Origin of the sequence: Halomonas salinarum, from assembly GCF_012062845.1 — a bacterium.
Classification (GTDB): Bacteria; Pseudomonadota; Gammaproteobacteria; order Pseudomonadales; family Halomonadaceae; genus Onishia; species Onishia salinarum.
In genome coordinates this window covers 141,626-161,078 of sequence record NZ_WWNB01000001.1, presented here as the reverse complement: position 1 = coordinate 161,078, position 19,453 = coordinate 141,626, and the positions used below count along the sequence as shown (strand labels likewise).

General features: G+C 61.7%; 19 protein-coding genes. 7 read left to right on the top strand and 12 right to left on the bottom strand.

What is annotated here, in order from left to right:
• Positions 1-27 precede the first annotated feature (27 nt).
• Together glcD and HF027_RS00695 are read right to left on the bottom strand one after the other, a co-directional pair.
• Positions 28-1,527 carry a glycolate oxidase subunit GlcD gene (glcD, locus tag HF027_RS00700; protein ID WP_168011928.1) on the bottom strand — a complete coding sequence of 500 codons (1,500 nt, stop codon included), beginning with the start codon at positions 1,525-1,527 and terminating at the stop codon, positions 28-30.
• Positions 1,528-1,793: 266 nt separating this feature from the next.
• Positions 1,794-3,494, bottom strand: a complete 1,701-nt coding sequence (locus HF027_RS00695; protein WP_168011926.1) for an L-lactate permease — start codon at positions 3,492-3,494, stop codon at positions 1,794-1,796.
• A 273-nt stretch (positions 3,495-3,767) separates the two neighbouring features.
• On the opposite strand from HF027_RS00695, the gene HF027_RS00690 reads away from it, so the two are divergent.
• A complete protein-coding gene (locus HF027_RS00690) occupies positions 3,768-4,478 on the top strand; it encodes a glutathione S-transferase N-terminal domain-containing protein (RefSeq protein ID WP_168011924.1) in 711 nt (236 codons plus the stop codon).
• Between the two features lie 200 nt (positions 4,479-4,678).
• On the top strand, positions 4,679-5,899 hold the full coding sequence (locus HF027_RS00685; RefSeq protein WP_168011923.1) for an ABC transporter substrate-binding protein: 1,221 nt from the start codon (positions 4,679-4,681) through the stop codon (positions 5,897-5,899).
• Positions 5,900-6,082: 183 nt separating this feature from the next.
• Here the strand turns inward: HF027_RS00685 and HF027_RS00680 are convergent, their stop codons facing one another.
• The 4 genes from HF027_RS00680 to HF027_RS00665 are packed head-to-tail and all read right to left on the bottom strand — an operon-like array spanning position 6,083 to position 9,403.
• Positions 6,083-7,033, bottom strand: a complete 951-nt coding sequence (locus HF027_RS00680) for a branched-chain amino acid ABC transporter permease (protein WP_209316373.1) — start codon at positions 7,031-7,033, stop codon at positions 6,083-6,085.
• Positions 7,033-7,902, bottom strand: a complete 870-nt coding sequence (locus HF027_RS00675) for a branched-chain amino acid ABC transporter permease (RefSeq protein WP_168011922.1) — start codon at positions 7,900-7,902, stop codon at positions 7,033-7,035. Before HF027_RS00675 ends, HF027_RS00680 begins: the two co-directional genes overlap by 1 nt.
• 2 nt (positions 7,903-7,904) lie before the next feature.
• A complete protein-coding gene (locus HF027_RS00670; RefSeq protein ID WP_168011921.1) occupies positions 7,905-8,624 on the bottom strand; it encodes an ABC transporter ATP-binding protein in 720 nt (239 codons plus the stop codon).
• A complete protein-coding gene (locus HF027_RS00665) occupies positions 8,621-9,403 on the bottom strand; it encodes an ABC transporter ATP-binding protein (protein ID WP_168011920.1) in 783 nt (260 codons plus the stop codon). Before HF027_RS00665 ends, HF027_RS00670 begins: the two co-directional genes overlap by 4 nt.
• Positions 9,404-9,740: 337 nt before the next feature.
• Between HF027_RS00665 and HF027_RS00660 the strand changes: the two genes are divergently transcribed.
• Genes HF027_RS00660 through HF027_RS00650 form a run of 3 tightly spaced genes read left to right on the top strand, consistent with a single transcriptional unit; the run spans position 9,741 to position 11,504 of the window.
• The gene (locus HF027_RS00660; protein WP_168011919.1) at positions 9,741-9,920 is read left to right on the top strand and encodes a S24/S26 family peptidase; all 180 of its coding nucleotides are present in this window, start codon (positions 9,741-9,743) and stop codon (positions 9,918-9,920) included.
• 26 nt (positions 9,921-9,946) lie between these two features.
• The gene (locus tag HF027_RS00655; protein ID WP_168011918.1) at positions 9,947-10,951 is read left to right on the top strand and encodes a hypothetical protein; all 1,005 of its coding nucleotides are present in this window, start codon (positions 9,947-9,949) and stop codon (positions 10,949-10,951) included.
• Positions 10,938-11,504: a hypothetical protein gene (locus HF027_RS00650; protein ID WP_168011917.1), complete on the top strand. Its 567-nt coding sequence runs from the start codon at positions 10,938-10,940 to the stop codon at positions 11,502-11,504. The genes HF027_RS00655 and HF027_RS00650 overlap by 14 nt, the downstream gene beginning before the upstream one ends.
• Before the next feature lie 392 nt (positions 11,505-11,896).
• On the opposite strand, the gene HF027_RS00645 is transcribed toward HF027_RS00650, so the two are convergent.
• From HF027_RS00645 to HF027_RS00630, 4 genes are all read right to left on the bottom strand, one after another.
• A complete protein-coding gene (locus tag HF027_RS00645; protein WP_168011916.1) occupies positions 11,897-12,973 on the bottom strand; it encodes a type I restriction endonuclease in 1,077 nt (358 codons plus the stop codon).
• Positions 12,974-13,155: 182 nt separating this feature from the next.
• Positions 13,156-13,926, bottom strand: a complete 771-nt coding sequence (locus HF027_RS00640) for a molybdopterin-binding protein (RefSeq protein WP_168011914.1) — start codon at positions 13,924-13,926, stop codon at positions 13,156-13,158.
• The gene (locus tag HF027_RS00635) at positions 13,907-14,758 is read right to left on the bottom strand and encodes a cytochrome b/b6 domain-containing protein (protein ID WP_168012246.1); all 852 of its coding nucleotides are present in this window, start codon (positions 14,756-14,758) and stop codon (positions 13,907-13,909) included. Before HF027_RS00635 ends, HF027_RS00640 begins: the two co-directional genes overlap by 20 nt.
• Positions 14,759-14,895: 137 nt before the next feature.
• Positions 14,896-15,198: a pentapeptide MXKDX repeat protein gene (locus HF027_RS00630; protein ID WP_168011912.1), complete on the bottom strand. Its 303-nt coding sequence runs from the start codon at positions 15,196-15,198 to the stop codon at positions 14,896-14,898.
• A gap of 186 nt (positions 15,199-15,384) precedes the next feature.
• On the opposite strand from HF027_RS00630, the gene HF027_RS00625 reads away from it, so the two are divergent.
• Entirely contained in the window at positions 15,385-17,373 is a 1,989-nt protein-coding gene (locus tag HF027_RS00625; RefSeq protein WP_168011910.1) for an ATP-binding response regulator, read from the top strand.
• A 169-nt stretch (positions 17,374-17,542) separates the two neighbouring features.
• Positions 17,543-17,932: a phasin family protein gene (locus HF027_RS00620; protein WP_168011908.1), complete on the top strand. Its 390-nt coding sequence runs from the start codon at positions 17,543-17,545 to the stop codon at positions 17,930-17,932.
• Between the two features lie 117 nt (positions 17,933-18,049).
• Here the strand turns inward: HF027_RS00620 and HF027_RS00615 are convergent, their stop codons facing one another.
• Both HF027_RS00615 and HF027_RS00610 read right to left on the bottom strand, forming a co-directional pair.
• Complete coding sequence (locus HF027_RS00615; RefSeq protein WP_168011906.1) at positions 18,050-18,664, bottom strand: FMN-binding negative transcriptional regulator; 615 nt, start codon at positions 18,662-18,664, stop codon at positions 18,050-18,052.
• Positions 18,665-18,702: 38 nt separating this feature from the next.
• Positions 18,703-19,452 (bottom strand): GNAT family N-acetyltransferase, encoded by a 750-nt coding sequence (locus tag HF027_RS00610; RefSeq protein ID WP_168011904.1) that lies wholly within the window; start codon positions 19,450-19,452, stop codon positions 18,703-18,705.
• Between the last annotated feature and the right edge of the window lies 1 nt (position 19,453).

Genomic DNA, 19,453 nt, shown 5'->3' with positions numbered 1-19,453 from the left:
GCCTTGATCAGAACTGGCAGCTCTCGATTAAAACCGCGGAAGCTCGGGATGCGGTAGCTCGTTGTTGTGGACATGCATGGCGCCGAACTCGGCGCATCGCTGCAGGGTCGGGATGTTCTTGCCCGGGTTGAGCAGCCGTTGCTCGTCGAAGGCGGCCTTCACCGCATGGAAGGCGCTGATCTCGTCGGGCTGGAACTGGGCGCACATCTGGTTGATCTTCTCGCGCCCCACCCCGTGCTCGCCGGTGATGCTGCCGCCGGCCGCCACGCACAGCTCGAGAATCTTGCCGCCGACCTCTTCGGCGAGTTCGAGCTCCCCGGGCTGGTTGGCATCGAAGAGGATCAGCGGGTGCATGTTGCCGTCGCCGGCATGGAAGACATTGGCGACACGCAGGCCCGATTCCTCGGAGAGCCGGGCGATGCCCTTGAGAACGCTGGGTAGCTCGCGGCGCGGAATGGTGCCGTCCATGCAGTAGTAGTCAGGGGACATGCGGCCTACCGCGGGGAAGGCGTTCTTGCGCCCGGCCCAGAAGCGGGCGCGCTCGGCATCATCCCGGGCCTGCTGGATGTCTGTGGCGCCGGCGGCTTCCAGCACGCGACGCACCGTCTCGCAGTCGTCGGCCACATCGGCCTCCACGCCGTCTAGCTCGCAGAGCAGGATGGCCTCGGCTCCGACCGGGTAGCCGGCCTTGACGAAGTCCTCGGCGGCGCGGATGGCCAGCTTGTCCATCATCTCAAGCCCGCCGGGAATGATGCCCGCGGCGATGATCTCGCCCACCGCACGGCCGGCCTTTTCGACGTCGTCGAAGCTTGCCATCAGTACCTTGGCGGTCTCGGGCTTGGGTAGCAGCTTGACGGTAATCTCGGTGATCACACCGAGCATGCCTTCGCTGCCGGTGAATAGCGCCAGCAGGTCGAAACCCGGTGCGTCGAATGATTCGGCGCCAAGCGTCATGCGCTCGCCTTCGATGGTAATCACCTCGACCTTGAGCACGTTGTGCACGGTCAGTCCGTATTTCAGGCAATGCACGCCGCCGGCGTTCTCGGCGACGTTACCGCCGATCGAGCAGGCGATCTGCGATGAGGGGTCCGGCGCATAGTAGAGACCATGAGGCGCGGCGGCTTCCGAAATTGCGAGGTTGCGCACCCCGGGTTGCACCTGGGCGATACGGGCCTCGGGGTCGACCGCGAGGATGCGCTGGAACCGCGACATTACCAGCAGCACGCCCTGCTCGAGGGGCAGGGCGCCGCCGGAAAGACCAGTGCCGGCGCCACGGGTCACCACCGGCACACCCATGGCATGGCAGCGACGCATCAGCGTCTCGACCTGGTCGAGTGAGTCGGGCAACGCCACCAGCATCGGCAGCACCTGATAGGCCGAGAGCCCATCACACTCGAAGGGCCGCAGATCCTCCTCACGGTGCAGGAGGGTCATGTCTGGAATGGCCTGGCTCAGGTCGGCGAGCACATCGGCCTTATTCTGGGGCGCAATGGGGCCGTCGAGATGTTCGTCGTAGAGGATGTTCATGGCTATGCCTCAAAGGGTCGTGGACATGCGCCACGCAAGGGCGATCTCTCCAATCTCTCCAATCTATCGACGCCTGTAAAGGCTCTTGGGTCGCTGGTATGACCAATGGATGAGATGTGGTGGAAATGTTTTCCAAATTTATATCGGGCGTTGCGAGAACGTCGGGAAGGCAAGCGAGAGGGCGTGTGAGAGGGCGTGTCGAGATAGAAAAAAGAGCACGATGCTCGCGGGGTGCGAGCATCGTGCTTGTTCAGGCCGGGTGTCGGTTAGCCAAGCGTCAGCAGGCCGTCACTGATATCGAGGCCATAGAAGGCGAACAGGCCAATCAGTCCCGCCGCGATCACGTAATAGAGCGTCGGCAGGATCGTCTTGCGAAGGGTAACGCCTTCGCGGCCCAGCAGGCCGACGGTTGCCGAGGCGGCGACCACGTTGTGAATGGCGATCATGTTGCCGGCAGCGGCGCCGACCGCTTGCAGGGCCACCATCATGGCGGTGGAGAGTCCCAGTTGCTGGGCGATGTTGAACTGAAAGTCCGACAGCATCAGGTTCGAGACCGTGTTGGAGCCGGCGATGAAGGCGCCCAGGGCGCCCACTGTCGGTGCGAACAGCGGGTAGATGTCGCCCACACTGTCGGCGACCAGCTGTGCCATGGCCACTGGCATGGACGCCAGGTCGGCGGTATTGACGCCGGAGTTGATCAGGATGCGCACCATGGGAATGGTGAACAGCAGCACAAAGCCAGCTCCCAGCAGTGTCTTGGAGGATTCATGGAAGGCGGCCTTGACCTCGGCGGTGCGCATGCGATGCATGACAATGGTGACCAGCACCACGGCGAGCAAAATCCCGCCGGGCAGATACAGAGGCTGAATGCTGCCCGATACGCCCGCCTCGCCAAGTATATCGCTCCAGGACAGGCTGAACGACGTCAGTGCGTCTTTGAGCGGAGCGATAGTGCGCGAAGCGACAAGGAAGATAGCCAGCAGTACATAGGGTGCCCAGCCCATAAAGGCCGACATCGGGGCCTTGCCGGTGACGTCATCGAGCTTGATGTCGAGCTTGCCGAGCCAATGATCCGGCCAGGCGTTCGAGGCCGGGAAGTCCCAGGTGTCCTTGGGAATCAGGAAGCCGCGGCGAGCCGCTGGCACGACAATGGCGAGGCCTATCATGGCGCCGATCATCGAGGGGAACTCCGGGCCCAGCAGAACGCCGGCCAGCATGTAGGGCACCGAGAAGCTGGCGCCGGCAAATAGCGCAAAGGGCGCGATGGAAAGGCCTTCCTTCCAGGAACGGTTGGTACCGAAGAAGCGCACCATCATCATCACCATCAGAAGCGGCATCAGCAGGCCTACGATGCCGTGAATGATGGCCACCTCAGAAGTGATTAGACGGAAGTATTCGAGCCAGGTGCCGCCGCCGGCGGTCAGCTGTTCGGTAATGCCGATCTTGTCCAGCCCGCCGCTGACACCCACTACAATCGGCGTACCCACGGCGCCGAAGGACACCGGAGTAGACTGGATCATCATGCCCACCATTACCGCGGCGAGCGCCGGGAAACCGAGTGCCACCATCAAGGGGGCGGCCACGGCAGCAGGCGTGCCGAAGCCTGAGGCACCCTCGATGAAGCAGCCGAACAGCCAGGCGACGATGATCGCCTGAACCCGGCGATCAGGACTGATGCCCGAGAAGCCATTGCGGATCGCGGTGATGCCGCCGGAATGCTTCAGGGTATTGAGCAGCAGGATGGCGCCGAAGATGATCCACAGGATCGCGACTGTCAGCATCAATCCCTGGAGGGTCGAGGCCAGCACTCGGCTAGCGGTCATGTCCCAGGCAAACAGGCCGATGGCGGCCGTGACCACATAAACGATGGGCATGGCCCTGCGGGCAGGCATGCGAAGCCCAATCAGCAGCACGCCCGCCAGCAATAGTGGCGTGAAGGCGAGCAGGGCGAGTAGGGTTTGACTCATGAGGCAGCAATCCTTTTTATCGTTGCGAGGAAGGGAGATGCCGAAGACGCGGGGCGGTGACTTTGGCAGCTGGTACGAGTGGTTGCACGATAAGGTCAGATAGCGCGCTTTACCATCCCTGGGAAATTGGTAATACCAATAGTGATTCAGTCGAAGGTGAGATGTATCTTTTTGATAGATAGGAGGTTGGTACCTTCATTCCGCCTTTTTCAGCCGTAATCGAGCTTGTAATAGGTGAAAATGTTTAGACTAATGGACAAGTGAGGAGACCACATGAGTCGAGAGCTCTACGAACTGTGCGGGGTCAATGACGCGCTGCTTTTTTCACCCTTCTGTTGGCGGGCGCGCTATGCACTTGCGCACAAGGGCATAGACGCAGAGACCCGGCCCTGGCGCTTTACCGAGAAAGACGCCATCGCCTTCTCGGGCCAAGGACAGGTGCCGGTGCTGGTCGATGGTGACGAGGTCGTCAGCGACAGCTTCGAGATCATGCGCTATCTGGACCGGACCTATCCCGAGCAATCCCTGCTTGGCAGCCCGGAGGCCGAGGCGAGGGCGCGCTTCTTCAAGCACTATGCCGAGCGTGCGTTGGCGCCTGGCATGATGCGCACCATCATCATGGATCTCTACAACGCCATTCACCCCGATGACCGTGAGTACTTCCGGACCACCCGAGAGAAGCGCTTCGGCTGCACCCTCGAGGAGATGCATTCGCCCGCCAAGGGGCTGAGTATGCTTGATCAGGCGCTGGCCCCGCTGCGCGGGCGGCTCGAGGAGAGTGATTACATGGATGGCGAGGCCCCCGGCGCTTCGGACTACCTGTTGTTCGGTAACTTCATGTGGGCGCGGACGGTGTCGACTGCCGATCTGGTGTCCAATGCCGACCCGGTTTATGGCTGGATAGAGCGCATGCTGGACGCACACGGCGGTCTTGGCCGCAATGCCATGAGGATCGTCGATATTGAAGGCGCCTACGACCCGTGAGGTCGTGGTGAACGCTGGAGGCTGCTGGTGCCCTGTAGGGCGTTGCCATCACCGTTGACAGGGCGCCGCTCAGACATTTTGTTTAATGTTTAGGCTGCGCTTATGCTGCAGAGCAGGGGCCGTCATGATGCGAAGTGTCGCGCCCGCCGTTGGACTGTCGATAACGAACAATCAAAGGTCAGCTCAAGGAGATCTAAACCATGATCGTCAAGAAACCACTGATCGGCGCTATTTCCGCCATGGCGATGGCGACCAGCCTCGCCGCCACCGCTGAGCCCCTGAACGTTGGGGTGCTGGTGCCGTTGACCGGCGACCTGCAGAGCTATGGCGAACCGTCCCTGCGCTCGGCGGAGCTTGCAGTCAAGGAAATCAACGCCGCTGGCGGCGTGATGGGTGAGCCCATGGAAATCAGCGCCGGTGACACCCAGACCTCACCACAGCCTGGGGTGGCGGCCGCTCAGAAACTGGTCAACGTACAGGGCGTACATGCCATCTTCGGTGCATTGTCCAGCGGTGTGACCATCCCGGTGGCACAGAGCGTATCCAAGCCCGAACAGGTGCTGCAGATCTCCAACGCCTCCACCTCCCCGGTGATCACCACCCTCGACGACGATGACTTCCTCTTCCGCACGGTACCCTCGGATGCTTTCCAGGGTGTGGCGCTATCCGAAATCACGGCCGCCAAGGGCTATGACACCGTCAGCGTCATCTACGTCAACAACGATTACGGCAAGGGCCTGACCGATGCCTTCAGCGAGGCCTTCGAGGCTCAGGGCGGCAGCGTGGCGGCAAGTGTTGCCTACGAGCAGGGCCAGGCCGCCTATCGCGGCGAGCTGCAGCAGGCCGATACCGGGGGCACCGAGGCACTGGTGCTGATCGGTTATCCGGAAAACGGCGAGACTATCCTGCGTCAGGCCCTCGAAGGCGGTTTCTTCCGCGACTTCGTGTTCACCGATGGCATGAAGGCGCCTGAGCTGATCGATAATCTGGGTGCCCAGGCCTTGGAGGGCGCTATCGGCACCGTGCCTCAGGCACGCGGCGATTCACCGGGTGCTCAGCACTTTGCCAGCGCCTATGACGGCGAATACGGCGAGGTACCGCCCAAGCCCTATCTGGATACCGCTTATGACGCCCTCTACGTGATCGCGCTGGCCGCCGAACATGCCGGCTCCACCGATCGCGTGGCGATCCGTGACAGCGTGCGTGCAGTCGCCAACCCGCCGGGTGTCATGGTTGGCCCGGGTGAGTTCGCCAAGGCGGCGGAACTGATTGCCGCTGGCGAAGATATCGACTATGAGGGCGCTTCAGGCTCGGTGAACTTCGACAGTAATGGTGATGTGCCGGGTACCTTCGGCGAGTGGATGTTCAAGGATGGCGAGATCATGACCAACCGCATCTTCGAGCCCACCATGCCCGAGTAATCCAGTCGCGCTCGATGCCATGATAACGAGACTGCCCCGGCCAATGGTCGGGGCAGTTTTTTTTATGTGCGGATGAGGGAGGCTGGACGGAAGAAGCGGGCGTGAACCGTTGAGTTAAGTCCCAAACAGCGAGGGCCCGGCTATTGGCTGGGCCCTCGCTAGCGTTTCTATATCGATCTTGCGTCAGTCCTTGTGCTTGGTCGCCATCAGCTTGGGTGGCTTCTCGGGCAGAATACCCTGCGGCCGAGTCACCAGAATGACCTGTAGCAGCACGCCAATCAGCAGCACCCTCAGGGCCGCGGCCTGGGTAGCGTACTCGGTGGGCAGCAGGTCAGTGGTGAGCTCGGTCAGGGTCCAGACCCCCCACACCACGACGGCGCCGAGAATGGCCCCGCGGTTATTGCCGCTGCCGCCGGCGATCAGCATGACCCATACCAGGAAAGTGCCATAGAGCGGCATGAAAGCCTCAGGGCTCAGGAAGCCGAAGAAGTGGGCATAGAGGCCGCCCCCCAGGCCCATGATGGCCGCACCTAGCACGAAGGCCTGCAGGCGGAAGCGAGCGATCGACTTGCCAGCTGCAGCGGTGGCCGGTTCGTTCTCGCGAATGGCCCGCAGCACCCGCCCCCAGGGCGAGGCATAGGCGCGCTCAAGCAGGAAGTAGACCAGCACCACGAAGGCCACCACCACCAACAGATAGCCAAAGGGCGTATCCAGCGGGGTGCCGGCGAAGGGACGCTCGATACCGGCGATGCCACGCACGCCGTTGGTCAACCAGTCCTCATTCTTGATGAACAGGCGGATCATCTCGGCGATGCCGATGGTCGCGATGGCCAGGTAATCGGTGCGCAACTTGGCGGTGATGCGACCGATGACCAGACCGATCAGCGCCGAGGCAAGTGTTGCACCCACCAGGCCGACCGCAAATGGCATGCCCAGCCCGCCAAGGTAGGCAGGGCTCTCCGGGGTAGTCAGGATAGCGCTGGTGTAGGCGCCGACCGCGAAGAAGCCGGCGATACCGATATTGAACTGACCGGTGAAGCCCCATTGGGTGTTGAGGCCCATGGCCAGCACCGCATAGATCCCGGCAAAGGTCAGAAACGAGACGAGGTACGCGAACAGACTGGCAAGTTCCATCACAGTGTCCCCTTGAAGATGCCCTGAGGCCTGACGATCAGCATGATGACCATGATGGCGAAGGCCACGGCCGGCTTGTAGGCGGCGGAGATGAACAGCGTCGACATTTCCATCGAGATACCAATGATCATGCCACCGACGATGGCCCCATAGGGCCTGCCAATACCGCCGAGGATGGCGGCCGCGAACACCGGCAATAGCGTTGTCCAGCCCATCACCGGGTGCAGGCGGGTATCGATGCCCAGGAACACCCCGGCGGCCGCCGCCAGCGCCCCCCCGATGATCCAGGTGACCATGATCACCCGCTCGGCGGGAATGCCGCTGACCAGCGCCAGGTCCATGTTGTCGGACATGGCGCGCATCGCCTTGCCCATCCGGGTGCGGGTCAAGAACAGGTGCACGCCGGCCACCAGACCCAGCGAGATCAGCACGATCCACACATGATCCGGCTTGATGCGCAGGCCGCCGAGTACATCGAGGCGCCAGGGAAACTGGATGCCGCTGGCATAGGTCTGGTTCTCCGAACCCCAGATCAACTGGATCAGGCTGCGCAGGATCAGCGCCATGCCGAAGGAGGAAATCAGCAGGATGACCGGTTGGGTACGACGAATGCGCCGGTAGAGCAACTGGTCGATAACCACGGCGACCACGGCCATGCCGATCATCGCGGCCGGCAGGGCGAACCAGGGGCTGAGCCCCATCACGGCAATGAAGGTCAGGCCGATATAGGCACCAAGCGTCATGAAGTCGCCGTGGGCGAAGTGCGCGAAGCGCAGGATGCCGAAGATCATCGACACCCCGATGGCGCCCATGCTCAGCACGCTGCCCAGCACCATGCCGTAGATCAGGATTTGTACGATGTCATTCATGGCTAGCCCCCCAGGAACATTTCAGCGACTTCCGGATTGGCCAGCAGATTGGGCCCGGTGTCCTCATGGCGATTGGCGCCGGTGGCCAGCACATAGCCGCGGCTGGCGATGGCCAGCGCCTGCTTGGCATTCTGCTCGACCATCAGCACGCCGATGCCCTGGGCGTTGATCTCCTTGATGCGCTCGAAGGTCTCGTCGATCAGCTTCGGCGACAGGCCGGCGGTGGGCTCATCGAGCATCAACAGCTTGGGGTCGACCATCAGCGCCCGGCCCATGGCGACCAGCTGGCGCTCGCCGCCGGACATCAGCCCGGCCGGCTGGCGCCGGCGCTCGGCGAGCTTGGGAAAGAGCTCATAGACCCTCTCCATGCGTGGCCCGAGATCGCCGCGCATCAGATAGCCGCCCATCTCGAGGTTTTCCTGCACGGTCAGCGACGGGAAGACATTCTGCTCCTGAGGCACGTAGGCGATGCCCCGGCGCACCATCTGTTCCGGCTTGGCGTTGGTGATGTCTTCGCCATGGAACAGCACCTGGCCCTGGCGGATCTTCAGCAGGCCGAAGATCGCCTTCATGGCGGTGGACTTGCCGGCCCCGTTGGGGCCGACGATGACCACGATCTCGTCGGCCTCGGCGCGCAGGCTGGTGCCCTTGAGGATATCGGCGCCGCCGTAGCCGCCGTAGAGGTCGCGGGCGTCGAGCAGGCTGGTGGTTGAGGCGGTCATGCGTCTTCTCCCATCTGGCCACTGGCGCCGCCACCCAGGTAGGCCTCGCGGACCTCGGCGTTCTGGCGGATCTCCTCCATCGGGCCTGAGGCGATCAGCTCGCCGTTGGCCATCACGTGTACCGGGTCGCAGAGTTGCGAGATCAGGTCCATGTCGTGCTCGATCAGGCAGAAGGTGTAGCCGCGCTCGGTGTTGAGGCGACGGATCGCCTCGCGGATCTTGCCGAGCAGGGTGCGGTTGACGCCGGCGCCGGGCTCGTCGAGCAGCACCATCTTGGCGTCGGTCATCATGGTGCGACCCAGATCCAAAAGCTTCTTCTGGCCCCCCGACAGGTTGCCGGCCAGCTCGTCGGCGACGTGCGAGATCTCGAGGAAGTCGAGGACCTCGTCGACCCGCTCGAGCACGCGGGCGTCTTCCTTGCGGACCTGTCCCCAGCGCAGCCAGCTGTTGAAGAGGTTCTCGCCGCTCTGGTCGGGCGGCACCACCATCAGGTTCTCGCGCACGGTCATCTGCGAGAACTCATGGGGAATCTGGAAGGTGCGCACCAGCCCCCGGTGGAAGAGTTCGTGGGTGGGCAGGCCGGTGATGTCCTGGCCATCGAGCACGATGCGGCCGCTGGTAGGCGGGAAGAGGCCGGCGACGATGTTGAACAGGGTGCTCTTGCCGGCCCCGTTGGGGCCGATCAAGCCAGTGATGCTGCCCTGGGCAACCTCGAAGGACACGTCCTTCACCGCCTGCAAGCCGCCGAAGGACTTGGAGACGTTTTCGATTCGGATCAAGGTGGGAGCTCCTGCCTTGAGATTGTTCTTGAAATTATGGTGGAGCGGGCAGCACTCGCCCGATGGCAAGACAGTATCGCCGTGCCCCGGGCGCATCAAGGCGACGAACAGACGTGATTTAAACGCTCGTCTCAAGGCAAGGGGGGCGGTGTGCCTGCACTTGGTTGCGCATCGCACCGGTGACGGTGAACGGCACCGGGCGCTGTCAGCCATTCGGCGCACGGATTACGTTGGGGGAAGCGATGGTGTCGGCCGTATTCATCGGTTAGGCTTCCTTCATTACACAAGAGGCAGAGACATTAGCTGACGACGAAGTTGTGACCCGCACCCGGAAGGGGTGTTTCTGCTGCTGATCAGCGGTGAACGGCGCATCAATCGCGTGCAGCGCGTTGCTGGCGTCGCCTGGCTGCTGATCAGCGATAACCCGCGCGATGAGAAGGAATTGATCAAGCCGCAAGATATGATGGATGTGTTGGTCCTGGGGTGGTGTGAGATTCGGATTGGACGGGTTAGCTAAGTTTTTTATAATTATTAGGTGTTTTCATGGCGCAGGATGTTTACGAGAAAACTGTTCTTTTTTTTGATCTTCACCGTTTCTCGACTGTAAGAGGTGTATCAAATGGTTCTGGGCCTGTTCGCTACCTATGCCAATATACCGTTGGAGACTTGGTTGGGTTTTGGCGATCTTTGTTGGGTGCGGATCTTGCCCATAAGACCTACTTAAAGAATAAGCTTGAGCTCTATCTTGTAGATATACAAGAAAATAATGATTATTTTTATCTTCTCGTGAATTGTACCAATGCAACCGGTGCTCATCATTCATCAAGAGATATTAGCAGTGGCCAGACCCAAGATCTAACTTATCAGCCGGCAGAGGGGCCAAATTCTTCTTCTCATATAATAATAAAGAAAAGAGTTGAAAATAATAGAAATTTAGTTGTGGTGGAGCGTTCCAATGGCATAACCATTGTGCGGCTCATTTCTTTCCTTAACAAGCTTACTGCAAACTATATTAACTCTGGAAAGGCTGTAAAGAACGGGTTTAAAGTAGATCATCCACTTGGCGAAAGAAATTCAAAAGGTGAGTTGAAGAGGCCTGTTAAAAAGCCGGTTGTTGAGCTGCATGGTTATATATCCGAGCGTTTTTATCAGGATTTAAATAACGGTTTTGTTGATGAAATTGTCTTGCTGTCGGGAATGAAGAAGGTTGCTGGCATGGATCATGAGCCGCCCCCGGAATTTAAAACTTGGGAGGTTGGTGTTGATAGGGCCCCTCTCGCTACTAATTCTGCTATAGATTATATTGGTCGGGTGTTAGAGCGTGGTCGAGAATTCGACATGGAAAAGTTGAGAGTTCGTTTCCGTGATGGGTCGGGAGCGACCCATACTAAGAAAATTAATGTTGAAGATAGCTCTTTAGCTGAAAGCGACTATTATGTGCTTACAAGGAGGATTTCGTTTAGCTTTAGGCCGAGGTTGGCCTATAACTCTATCCGAGCCGCATTTACAACGCGCATGGAAAGGCTAATAGAAGATGAAGAACTTTAGGGTTATTCGTTATCAAGTAACACGGCCTTTAAGCTATCTGGCTATAGATCATGAAGATAAGTATCTTTATGACTGGGTTTTTCCGTTGTTGGTTTTGGCTTTAGCCTCCGGTCTGGTTCATTTTTTTGATGCAGATTTGGTAAATTTGATTAAATATTCTTCTGGTTTGGCTTCTTTTGTTAGTGGTCTTCCTGGCTTTTTTATTGCGGCCCTTGCTGCCGTTGCAACCTTTAATCGTAAAGATATAGATAGGGATATGGCTGGCGAGAATCCACCAACAGTTGAAACCTTGGTTGGAGATAGAAAGGTTAAGGTAGTCCTGACGAGGAGAAGGTTTCTCTGTATGCTTTTTTCCTATCTGACTGCCTTGAGTATTGTTTTGTCAGTTATTGGCTTGACCCCCGTTGCTTTTGATTTTTTGTCTGATGGTGAGCTAAATATTTCATTTTTATCTGCCATTTTTTATCTCTTTTCTTTTTTTATACTTTTCTTTCAGCTGGTTGTTTCTACACTGTATGGGTTGTATTACTTGGGTGATAGAGTTCATTACTGACGATTGTTTATGTGCGGCCGCTTCGCCCTTCATGGCCCATACCCTAAGCTCTCCCAGGCCCTGCGCCTGCCCCTGGAATCGGAAGAGCTTTCGCCGCGCTACAACGTGGCGCCGGGCACCTGGATCACCAACGGCGCGTCATCCCATCGATGAGGCGCCACTGGTGATGGACGAGGTGTGGTTGGGCTACCGGCCGCACTGTGCGAAGGAGAAGGCGCCAGGGCCCATCAACTCCACCGTCGAGAAGGTGGCCACCTCTAAACTATTTCTGCGGGGCGTTCGCCCATCACCTGCCCGCCGAGCGGGTCATCCATTGGCCGGTGAGCAGGCGCGTGAACCGGCCAGGGAATGACGACGGCAGCTTGATTGAGCGTGTGCCTGCCGTTGGTCTACTACTCGAGATATTCGCCCACGGTCGTTTTCAATTGGTCCTTGTGCTGGAAGAGATCACTTACTGAGTCTATCTCGATCCGGTTTTCTTTCTTGTCGCTGAAGAAGCCTACACGTTTGACTGACTTCGCGTTGAAGTGGAAGCGACAGATCGGCTTACGGTTGTTGTCGTCGAGAAGCACTGCGCAGTAGGACTTGGCATCGCGCATCGCTATACGGCTGACATCGACCTGTTCTGCGAGCAGCGAGCGGACGATGTTATAGGCATCGATCTCTTCCTGGGTGGTGATGATGCCATCATCATCGGGCTCGGGTTCTTGCGATGTGCTTTCGGGCGCCGAAGCGGATTGGGACGCATCTATATCGTTGCTGGCAAGGGCGCCACGCAGGCGCTGGGCGACTTGTTCCTTGATGTAGAGCTTGCCTGCTTCCTTGATGATCGGCGTGAACTCCTCGATAACCTGCCGAGTTTGGCGGCCTTCGTAGACCTTGCCAACGATGAACTTGACGAACTCTTCCGGTGTATCTCGGAAGACTTCATCGATGGCCTGCTTGGCGAGGCTGGTGTACTTGAGCCGATTGGCGGTGCCGAGGATGGCATCAACATCAAAGTTGGGCTTGGTGAACTTCCTGAGCTCATCGATATCCTGATCGTTGAAGTCGTCGAGTTCGAAGGTGAAGAAGGGGCGAGTGTCCAGTTTGTTCTCGTAATCCAGGTCTGAATAGAAGCGGTACTCAAAGCCGTTCGTCAGGATGGCGAACTTGGCATCCGTGCAAGCAAAGTAACGGTAAAGCTGGTTGTACTGGACGTTGGCGAGGTTGGTGCCCAGCGGCTTGCATTCCATGAGGATCGACAGGTTGCCATCGGCACGAATGGCGTAATCGACCTTCTCGCCTTTCTTGGTGCCCACGTCGGCGGTGAATTCTGGAATGACCTCGCGGGTATCGAAGGGATCAAACCCCAAGGCGCTGATGAAGGGCAACACCAGAGCGGTCTTGGTGGCTTCTTCGTTCAGGATGTGATCGACCTGCTCCTCGCCACGGCGGGCGATATGCGACAGCTTCTCGTTGAGCTCCATGGTGCGTCCTTGCGTTTGGTGGAGTGATGTAGCTCAAGGCTATACCTATCCTCATACTAGTCACAAAGGACCATAGTCTTACGAAATAAACGCTAGTTTTTTCGATGGTGCCTGGCTGTTGGGCAAGATCACTACTTGCCGTACCTTCACTGTGTGGCTTGAGCCTTGGCGTTGGGCGTGCCCTAGATCCCCGCCCACCAGTTATAGCCACGGTCTTCCCAGTAGCCGCCGCGGCCGCGTCCGATATGCGCGAAGCTCTCGACCAGTTCGATGCGCATGACGTACTTGGCCATCTTGTAGCCGAGCTGGCGTTCGGCGCGCAGTCGCAGCGGGGCGCCGTTGGCGACGGGCACGTCGTTGCCGTTCAGGGCGTAGGCCAGCAGCGTCTGCGGGTGGTAGGCCTCGAGCATGTCCAGGCTCTCGTAGTAGGCGTCGCCGCCGCGGTAGCGGTCGGCGCAGTGGAAGACGACGAAGCGGGCCTGGTCACGCACGCCGACCCGGTCGAGCAAGTCGCCGAGTACCACGCCCTGCCACTGGCCGATGCAGCTCCAGCCCTCGACGCAGTCGTGGCGGGTGATCTGGGTGCGCGCCGGCATGGTCTTGAGTTCGTCGAGGGAGAAGGCCAGGGGCCGCTCGACCAGGCCGCCGATCTCGAGCCGCCAGTCGCGAAAGCCGTTCTCGGCCAGCGTCCGGTAGGCCGCCTCGTCGGGGTCGGTGGTGCCGTTGGCGCGAAAGGTCGGGGCGATATCGGCGGGCGTGAACTCGCGGGCCAGCGACTGCCGGGAGGCCAGCAGGCGCTGGGCCTGCTGGGTCAGGGTGCTGCTGGCATCGAACAGCTTGCCCATGGCGTCGCTGCGCGTCAGCCGGTCGCAGCCGGCGAGCAGGGTCGCACCGCCGGCCAGCAGGGTGCGGGTCAGGAAACGGCGGCGGCCGCTATCGGTGAGTCTGGTCATCGCGGGTCTCCTGCTGCGGGGGCAGCGCCGAGTAAGGGGCATGGGGTAGCGCAGGGGGAAGCGCATAGCGCCCGGTGATCATCGAGCGCAGGTTGTTGAAGACACCGGAGACCAGCACCAGGGCGAGATGCACGAGGAAGAAGGCCAGCAGCGCCAGGGCGCACAGGAAGTGGATGGTGCGCGCGCTCTGGCGGCCGCCGAAGGCGTCCAGCAGCCAGGGCCAGGCGGCGTCCATGGTCGGCGACATGGTCAGGCCAGTGAGCACCACCAGCGGCAGCAGCCCCAGCAGCACCAGCAGGTAGGTGAGCTTCTGCAGCAGGTTGTAGTGGCGGGCCTCCTCGCCGCGGGGAAAGCGCAGCCGGACATGGTCGCGAATCGTCTCGCCGAGGTGGCGCCACTCGTCACGGCGAGGCAGAAGGCGCCGCTTGAGCTGCCCGCTGAACACCAGGTAGAGCAGGTAGGCGGTGAGCATCGGCGCGAAGATCCAGCCGGCCAGGAAGTGCCACTGGCGCCCCTTGGCGAGCCAGCGGGGGCCGGGCAGGGTGGCCCAGGCAGGAAAGGCGCGACGCTCCAGGTCGTCGGACGGGCCGGAGATCCCCAGCACGCCGGTGGTATCGAAGCGGTAGCCGCCGATGCGGGTGATGCCTTGCCAGGCGCCGCTCGCGTCTCGCTCGGCGCCGATCGACAGCGCCGGGCTGTCGAAGTGAGAATCCTTGCCCCAGTAGAGCGCGGGGTGGGCGTTGAAGATCTGCAGGCCACTCATCAGCAGGATGATCAGGCAGGCGAAAATCACCCAGTGCCAGAGGCGGGTGAAGGCGCTATGCCGTTTGATGAGCGTCGGGGCCCCGTTGGATCAGGCCGAGACTTGCCGAAGAGTGGCATGGGAGACCCTCCTTGAAGTGGAGATCGAGGAAAACGCCGACCGGTGGGCATGGCGCCGGCACCGGTCGGCCAGACAAGCGGCGAGCATCACATCTTGTCGTCTTCCTCCATCATCTCGTCCTCGCCCATGGCGTCATGGTCCATGCTGTCCTCGCCCATGGCGTCATGCTCCATGCTGTCTTCGCCCATGGCGTCATGCTCCATGCTGTCTCCTTCCATGGCGTCATGCTCCATGCTGTTTTCGCCGGACATGGCATCCTGCTCCATGCTTTCGCCTTCCTGCATGCCCTCTTCATGTTGCTCGGCCAGGGCGGTCGCCGGCAGCAGCAGGGCGGTGCCCAACAGGGCGGCGAGCAGTACGGTCTTGGGGTGTTGCGATAGCTTGATCATCGTGAACCTCCAATCTTGTATGAGCGACCGACGATCACCTCGCCGGCCCTTATCAAGCTAGTTGGCGGGTGCTGGCAATTCATCACGAAATCATCACGTCCCGAGGCGGCGACGTGACGTTTTCGTGATGCACGGCTCGTCCGGCGCCTCTAGAGTAGGGACATGAAAAGCCAGGAGTCAGGCGCGATGGCCTACCGGATCCTCTGTGTCGAGGACAACCCCGAGATCGGCAAACTGCTCAGCGAACAACTCATCAATGCGGGGCATGCCTGCGACTGGGTCACCGATGGCGAGGCGGCGCTGACCGCGCTCTACAGAGACACGACGGGGCCGCGCTACGATCTGGTGATGCTCGACCTGATGCTGCCGCGGATGGACGGTCTCGAGGTGTGTCGTCGCCTGAGGCGCCGCGATAGCCTGACCCCGGTGCTGATGGTCACCGCCAAGGCGGCGACGCGCGATGTGGTGGAGGGCCTCGAGATCGGCGCCGACGACTACGTCACCAAGCCGTTCCAGCTACCGATCCTGCTGGCCCGGGTGCAGGCGTTGCTGCGACGCGGCCAGCAGCGGGCGAGCGGCGATGACGACATCGGTGGTACCCCGCCGCTGGTGTGCGGCCCGCTGGTCATCGATACCGACCAGCATCGGGTCCAGCTCGAAGGCGAGCCGGTGCAGCTCACCGGTAAGGAGTTCGCGCTGCTATCGCTGTTCGCCCGCCACCCGGGGCACAGCTTCTGCCGCGGCGAGTTGCTTGACCGCGTCTGGGGCGAGGAATTCAACGGTTATGACCACACCGTGAATACCCATATCAATCGCCTGCGCAACAAGATCGAGGCCGATCCGGCCCGGCCGCGCTTCATCGAGACGGTCTGGGGCGTGGGCTATCGCTTCACCTCGCGGTGTGATGCGGCGTCGCCCGATGCCGGCGCGCGGGAGATGGCTCGGCATATCGCCTCGATCAACCCCTCGTTGGCGCTGTACGTGCTCGATGAACGAGGGCGGGTGGTCGCGGACTACGCCGAGCCGGCCTGTCATCAGGAGCATCGGGTCTCGCCACAGGCATTAGAGACCCTGCTCGGCGAGGATCCGATGCTGCCGGTGCTGGCGGTCTCTCCCTGCGGGGGCGAGCCCGGCGTGTTCTCGGTGGCGCGTATCAGCTATGGCTCGACGGGGGAGCGCGGCTATCTTTACGCCGATCTCACCAACGCCGGCCAGGCCTCGATGTTCGCCATGCTGCGCACCAGCTCCATTACTCGTACGCTGGTGGCCGCGGGCCTGATGGCACTGCTGGTCTGCGGGATCTTCGGCCTGGTGTGGTTCGCGCTGCTGACCCGGCGTTTCACCCGCCTGACGACGGCGGTGCAGCGCCTCGCCGGTGGGGATTACAGCCAGCGCATCGAGGCGCCCAGCGACGACGAGCTGGGTCGCCTGGCAAGGGCCTTCAACGATATGGCCGGGACCATCGAGGCGCAGTTGGCGGCGATGCGCGAGACCGACCGCCAACGCCGCGAGCTGATCGCCAACCTGACCCATGACTTTCGTACCCCGCTGACCTCCCTGCGAGGCTACGCCGAACAGCTCCTGTCCGCCCCGCAAGGCTCGGAGGAAGAGCGTCGCCAGGCGCTTTGCTCGATCCTCGACAATGCCGATCGACTGACCCGGCTGGCCCAGCAGCTGTCGACGCTGGCGAGGCTCGACGCTTACGACAAGCCCTTGCAGCGCGAGCCCTTCTCGCTGCCCGAGCTGGCCCATGACATCGCCGGCAAGTTCCGGCATCAGGCGGGCCAGGCCGAGGTCGCCCTGAGCGTGGCCTGCGACCCCGCGCTGCCTTGGGTCGACGCCGACCTGGGGCTGATCGACCGGGTACTCTGCAATCTGATCGATAACGCCCTGCACGCGACCCCGGCCGGCGGCTGGGTGCGGCTCGATGCCGAGGCGCGTGACGATGGCGTGCGGATATCGGTCGTCGACAGCGGCGTCGGCATCGCCGCCGAGGAACTGCCGGTGATCACCCAGCGCTTCTACCGCACCCGTGACAGCATCGCCAAGGGCGAGGGGTCGGGGCTGGGCCTGTCGATCGTGCGCGAGATCTGCGAGCGGCACGGCACCCGGCTCGAGGTCGACAGTCGTCAGGGGGAGGGCACGCGGGTGAGCCTGGTGCTGCCCTTCGCCTGATGTCGGCGGGCTTCATTGCGGTGTCATGAGTGGCTGGCGAACTGGGTAGGGTCGCCCGTCGCCCCGAGATGAAAATCCATGTTGCACTGCAACAAATGCTTTGCTATGTTGCATTGCAAGAGGGGCAGGAAGCCCCTCCTTTTGAAACCGTTCGCTAATGAGGTGAACCATGAGCAATACCAATTTCGATCAAGTCACTCAGCAGTTTGAATCCATGTTCTTCGGCCCGGCACGCGCCTACGCCGCCATGAGCATCGACTACACCGAAAAGCTGATGGCCGCCCAGTTCGATGCCGCCAAGGCTTATAGCGATCTTGGCCTCAACCAGGCGCGCGCTGCCCTGAACGTCAAGGATGCCGAAGGCCTGCGCAGCTATGTCGAAGGCCAGCAGAAAGTCGTCAAGGACGTTGGCGAGCGCGTCAAGGCCGATGCCGAGAAGGTTGTGGCCATGAATCAGGAAGTCGCCCAGCAGGCGCAGAAGCTGACCGAAGAGAGCGTCTCCAGCGCTTCCAAGGCCGCAAGCGAGGCTACATCGGCCAGCAAGCCGGTGTCCAAGTAACGCAACTGGGTCGATGATCGGCGGGGCGTTTCCCCGCCGATAAGCAAGATGAAGATATACGCCGCTACCCCTTGGGGTAGCGGCGTTTTTCGTTGGGGCAGGGCGCCGATGCCAAGGTCAGTATTCTCCCGTGCCCAGTGCCTGGTCGTGCATGTAGCGCAGGAGCGCCTGAGCCTCGGGAGCGGCGCTGTCGCCAAGCCCGGCTGCCACCCCGGCCTGGTCGGCGGCGCTGCGCTGCTGGCCGAGCTTGGCTTTGCCCTGGAGCGAGGCGATGGGGACCCGGAAGCCGACGATGCCGGCCAGCAGCCGGTCGCGGAAGCTGTCGTCGAGAGTCGCCTTGTCGTCGACAAGGCCAGGTTCGAAGTGAGCCAGGCTGCGCTCGATCAGCGCGGCGGTGGCGGCCCCATCGAGTCGCTCGAAGCGCCCCTCGGCGTGCACGGCGGCATAGTTCCAGGTCGGCACGGCCGGGCGGGTGGCGTACCAGGTGGGCGACACATAGGCATGGGGGCCGGTGAAGATTGCCAGCACCCGGCGATCCTCCAGCGCCTGCCAGTGCGGGTTGGCTCGGGCAAGGTGGCCGTAGAGGGTGCCGAATTCGCCTTCGTCGCGACTCAGCTGCAACGGCAGGTGGGTCGCCTGCAGGTCGTCGCCGATCAATACTCCGAAGGGATGCGCCTCGATCAAGGCCTGGGCCTTAGGCGTGGCCATTCGCAGCGTGGGGGGTACGTACATCGAGCGTCTCCTCGTCGTGACGGAGCTTAGCCGTGTCGTTAGGTGGCCGCCAGCGCCGCCTCGGTCAGCTCGCCGAGGGGGCAGCGCTGGCGGCCGCAGGCGTCGAAGTTGTCGGGGGCGAGCCAGCGCGCGAAGGCACGCTCCAGTGCCGGCCAGTCGCCGTCGAGCACCGAGAACCAGGCCGTGTCGCGGTTGCGGCCCTGCACCACCCGGTGTTGGCGGAAGACGCCCTCGAAGCGAAAGCCCAGCCGTTCGGCGGCGCGCCGCGACGGCGCGTTGAGGGCGTCGCACTTCCATTCGTAGCGCCGATAGCCTAGGGCGAAGGCGTGGCCCATCATCAGGACCATGGCCTCGGTGGCGGCGGCCGTGCGCGCGAGGCGCGGCGAGAAGTTCAGGTGACCGACCTCAATGCTGCCGTGCTCGGGCACGATGTTCAGGTAGGCGGCGACGCCCTGCGCCTGGCCGCTGGCGGCGTCGACGATGGCGTAGAAACGTGGATCGGCGCTTGTCGCCCGGTCGGCCAGCCAGGCGCGACAGCCTAGGCCATCGTCGAAGGGCCGACCGCCCAGGTAGGTCCAGCGCGCCGCCGGGGCATCGTTCGGCGGGGGCTCAGGCGCCGCATTGGGAGATTGCCAGGCCGTGAATAGGGCGTCGGCGTGGCGGTCGGCATCGAGGGGCTCGATGCGAACCCAGCGGCCCGTCAGCGTGACAGGAGTGAGAGCCCGGGCGCCCTGCCAGCCCGGCAGCGCCCGGCCCACCGGCTGGCCGAAAGCATTGGTCGTCGTCATC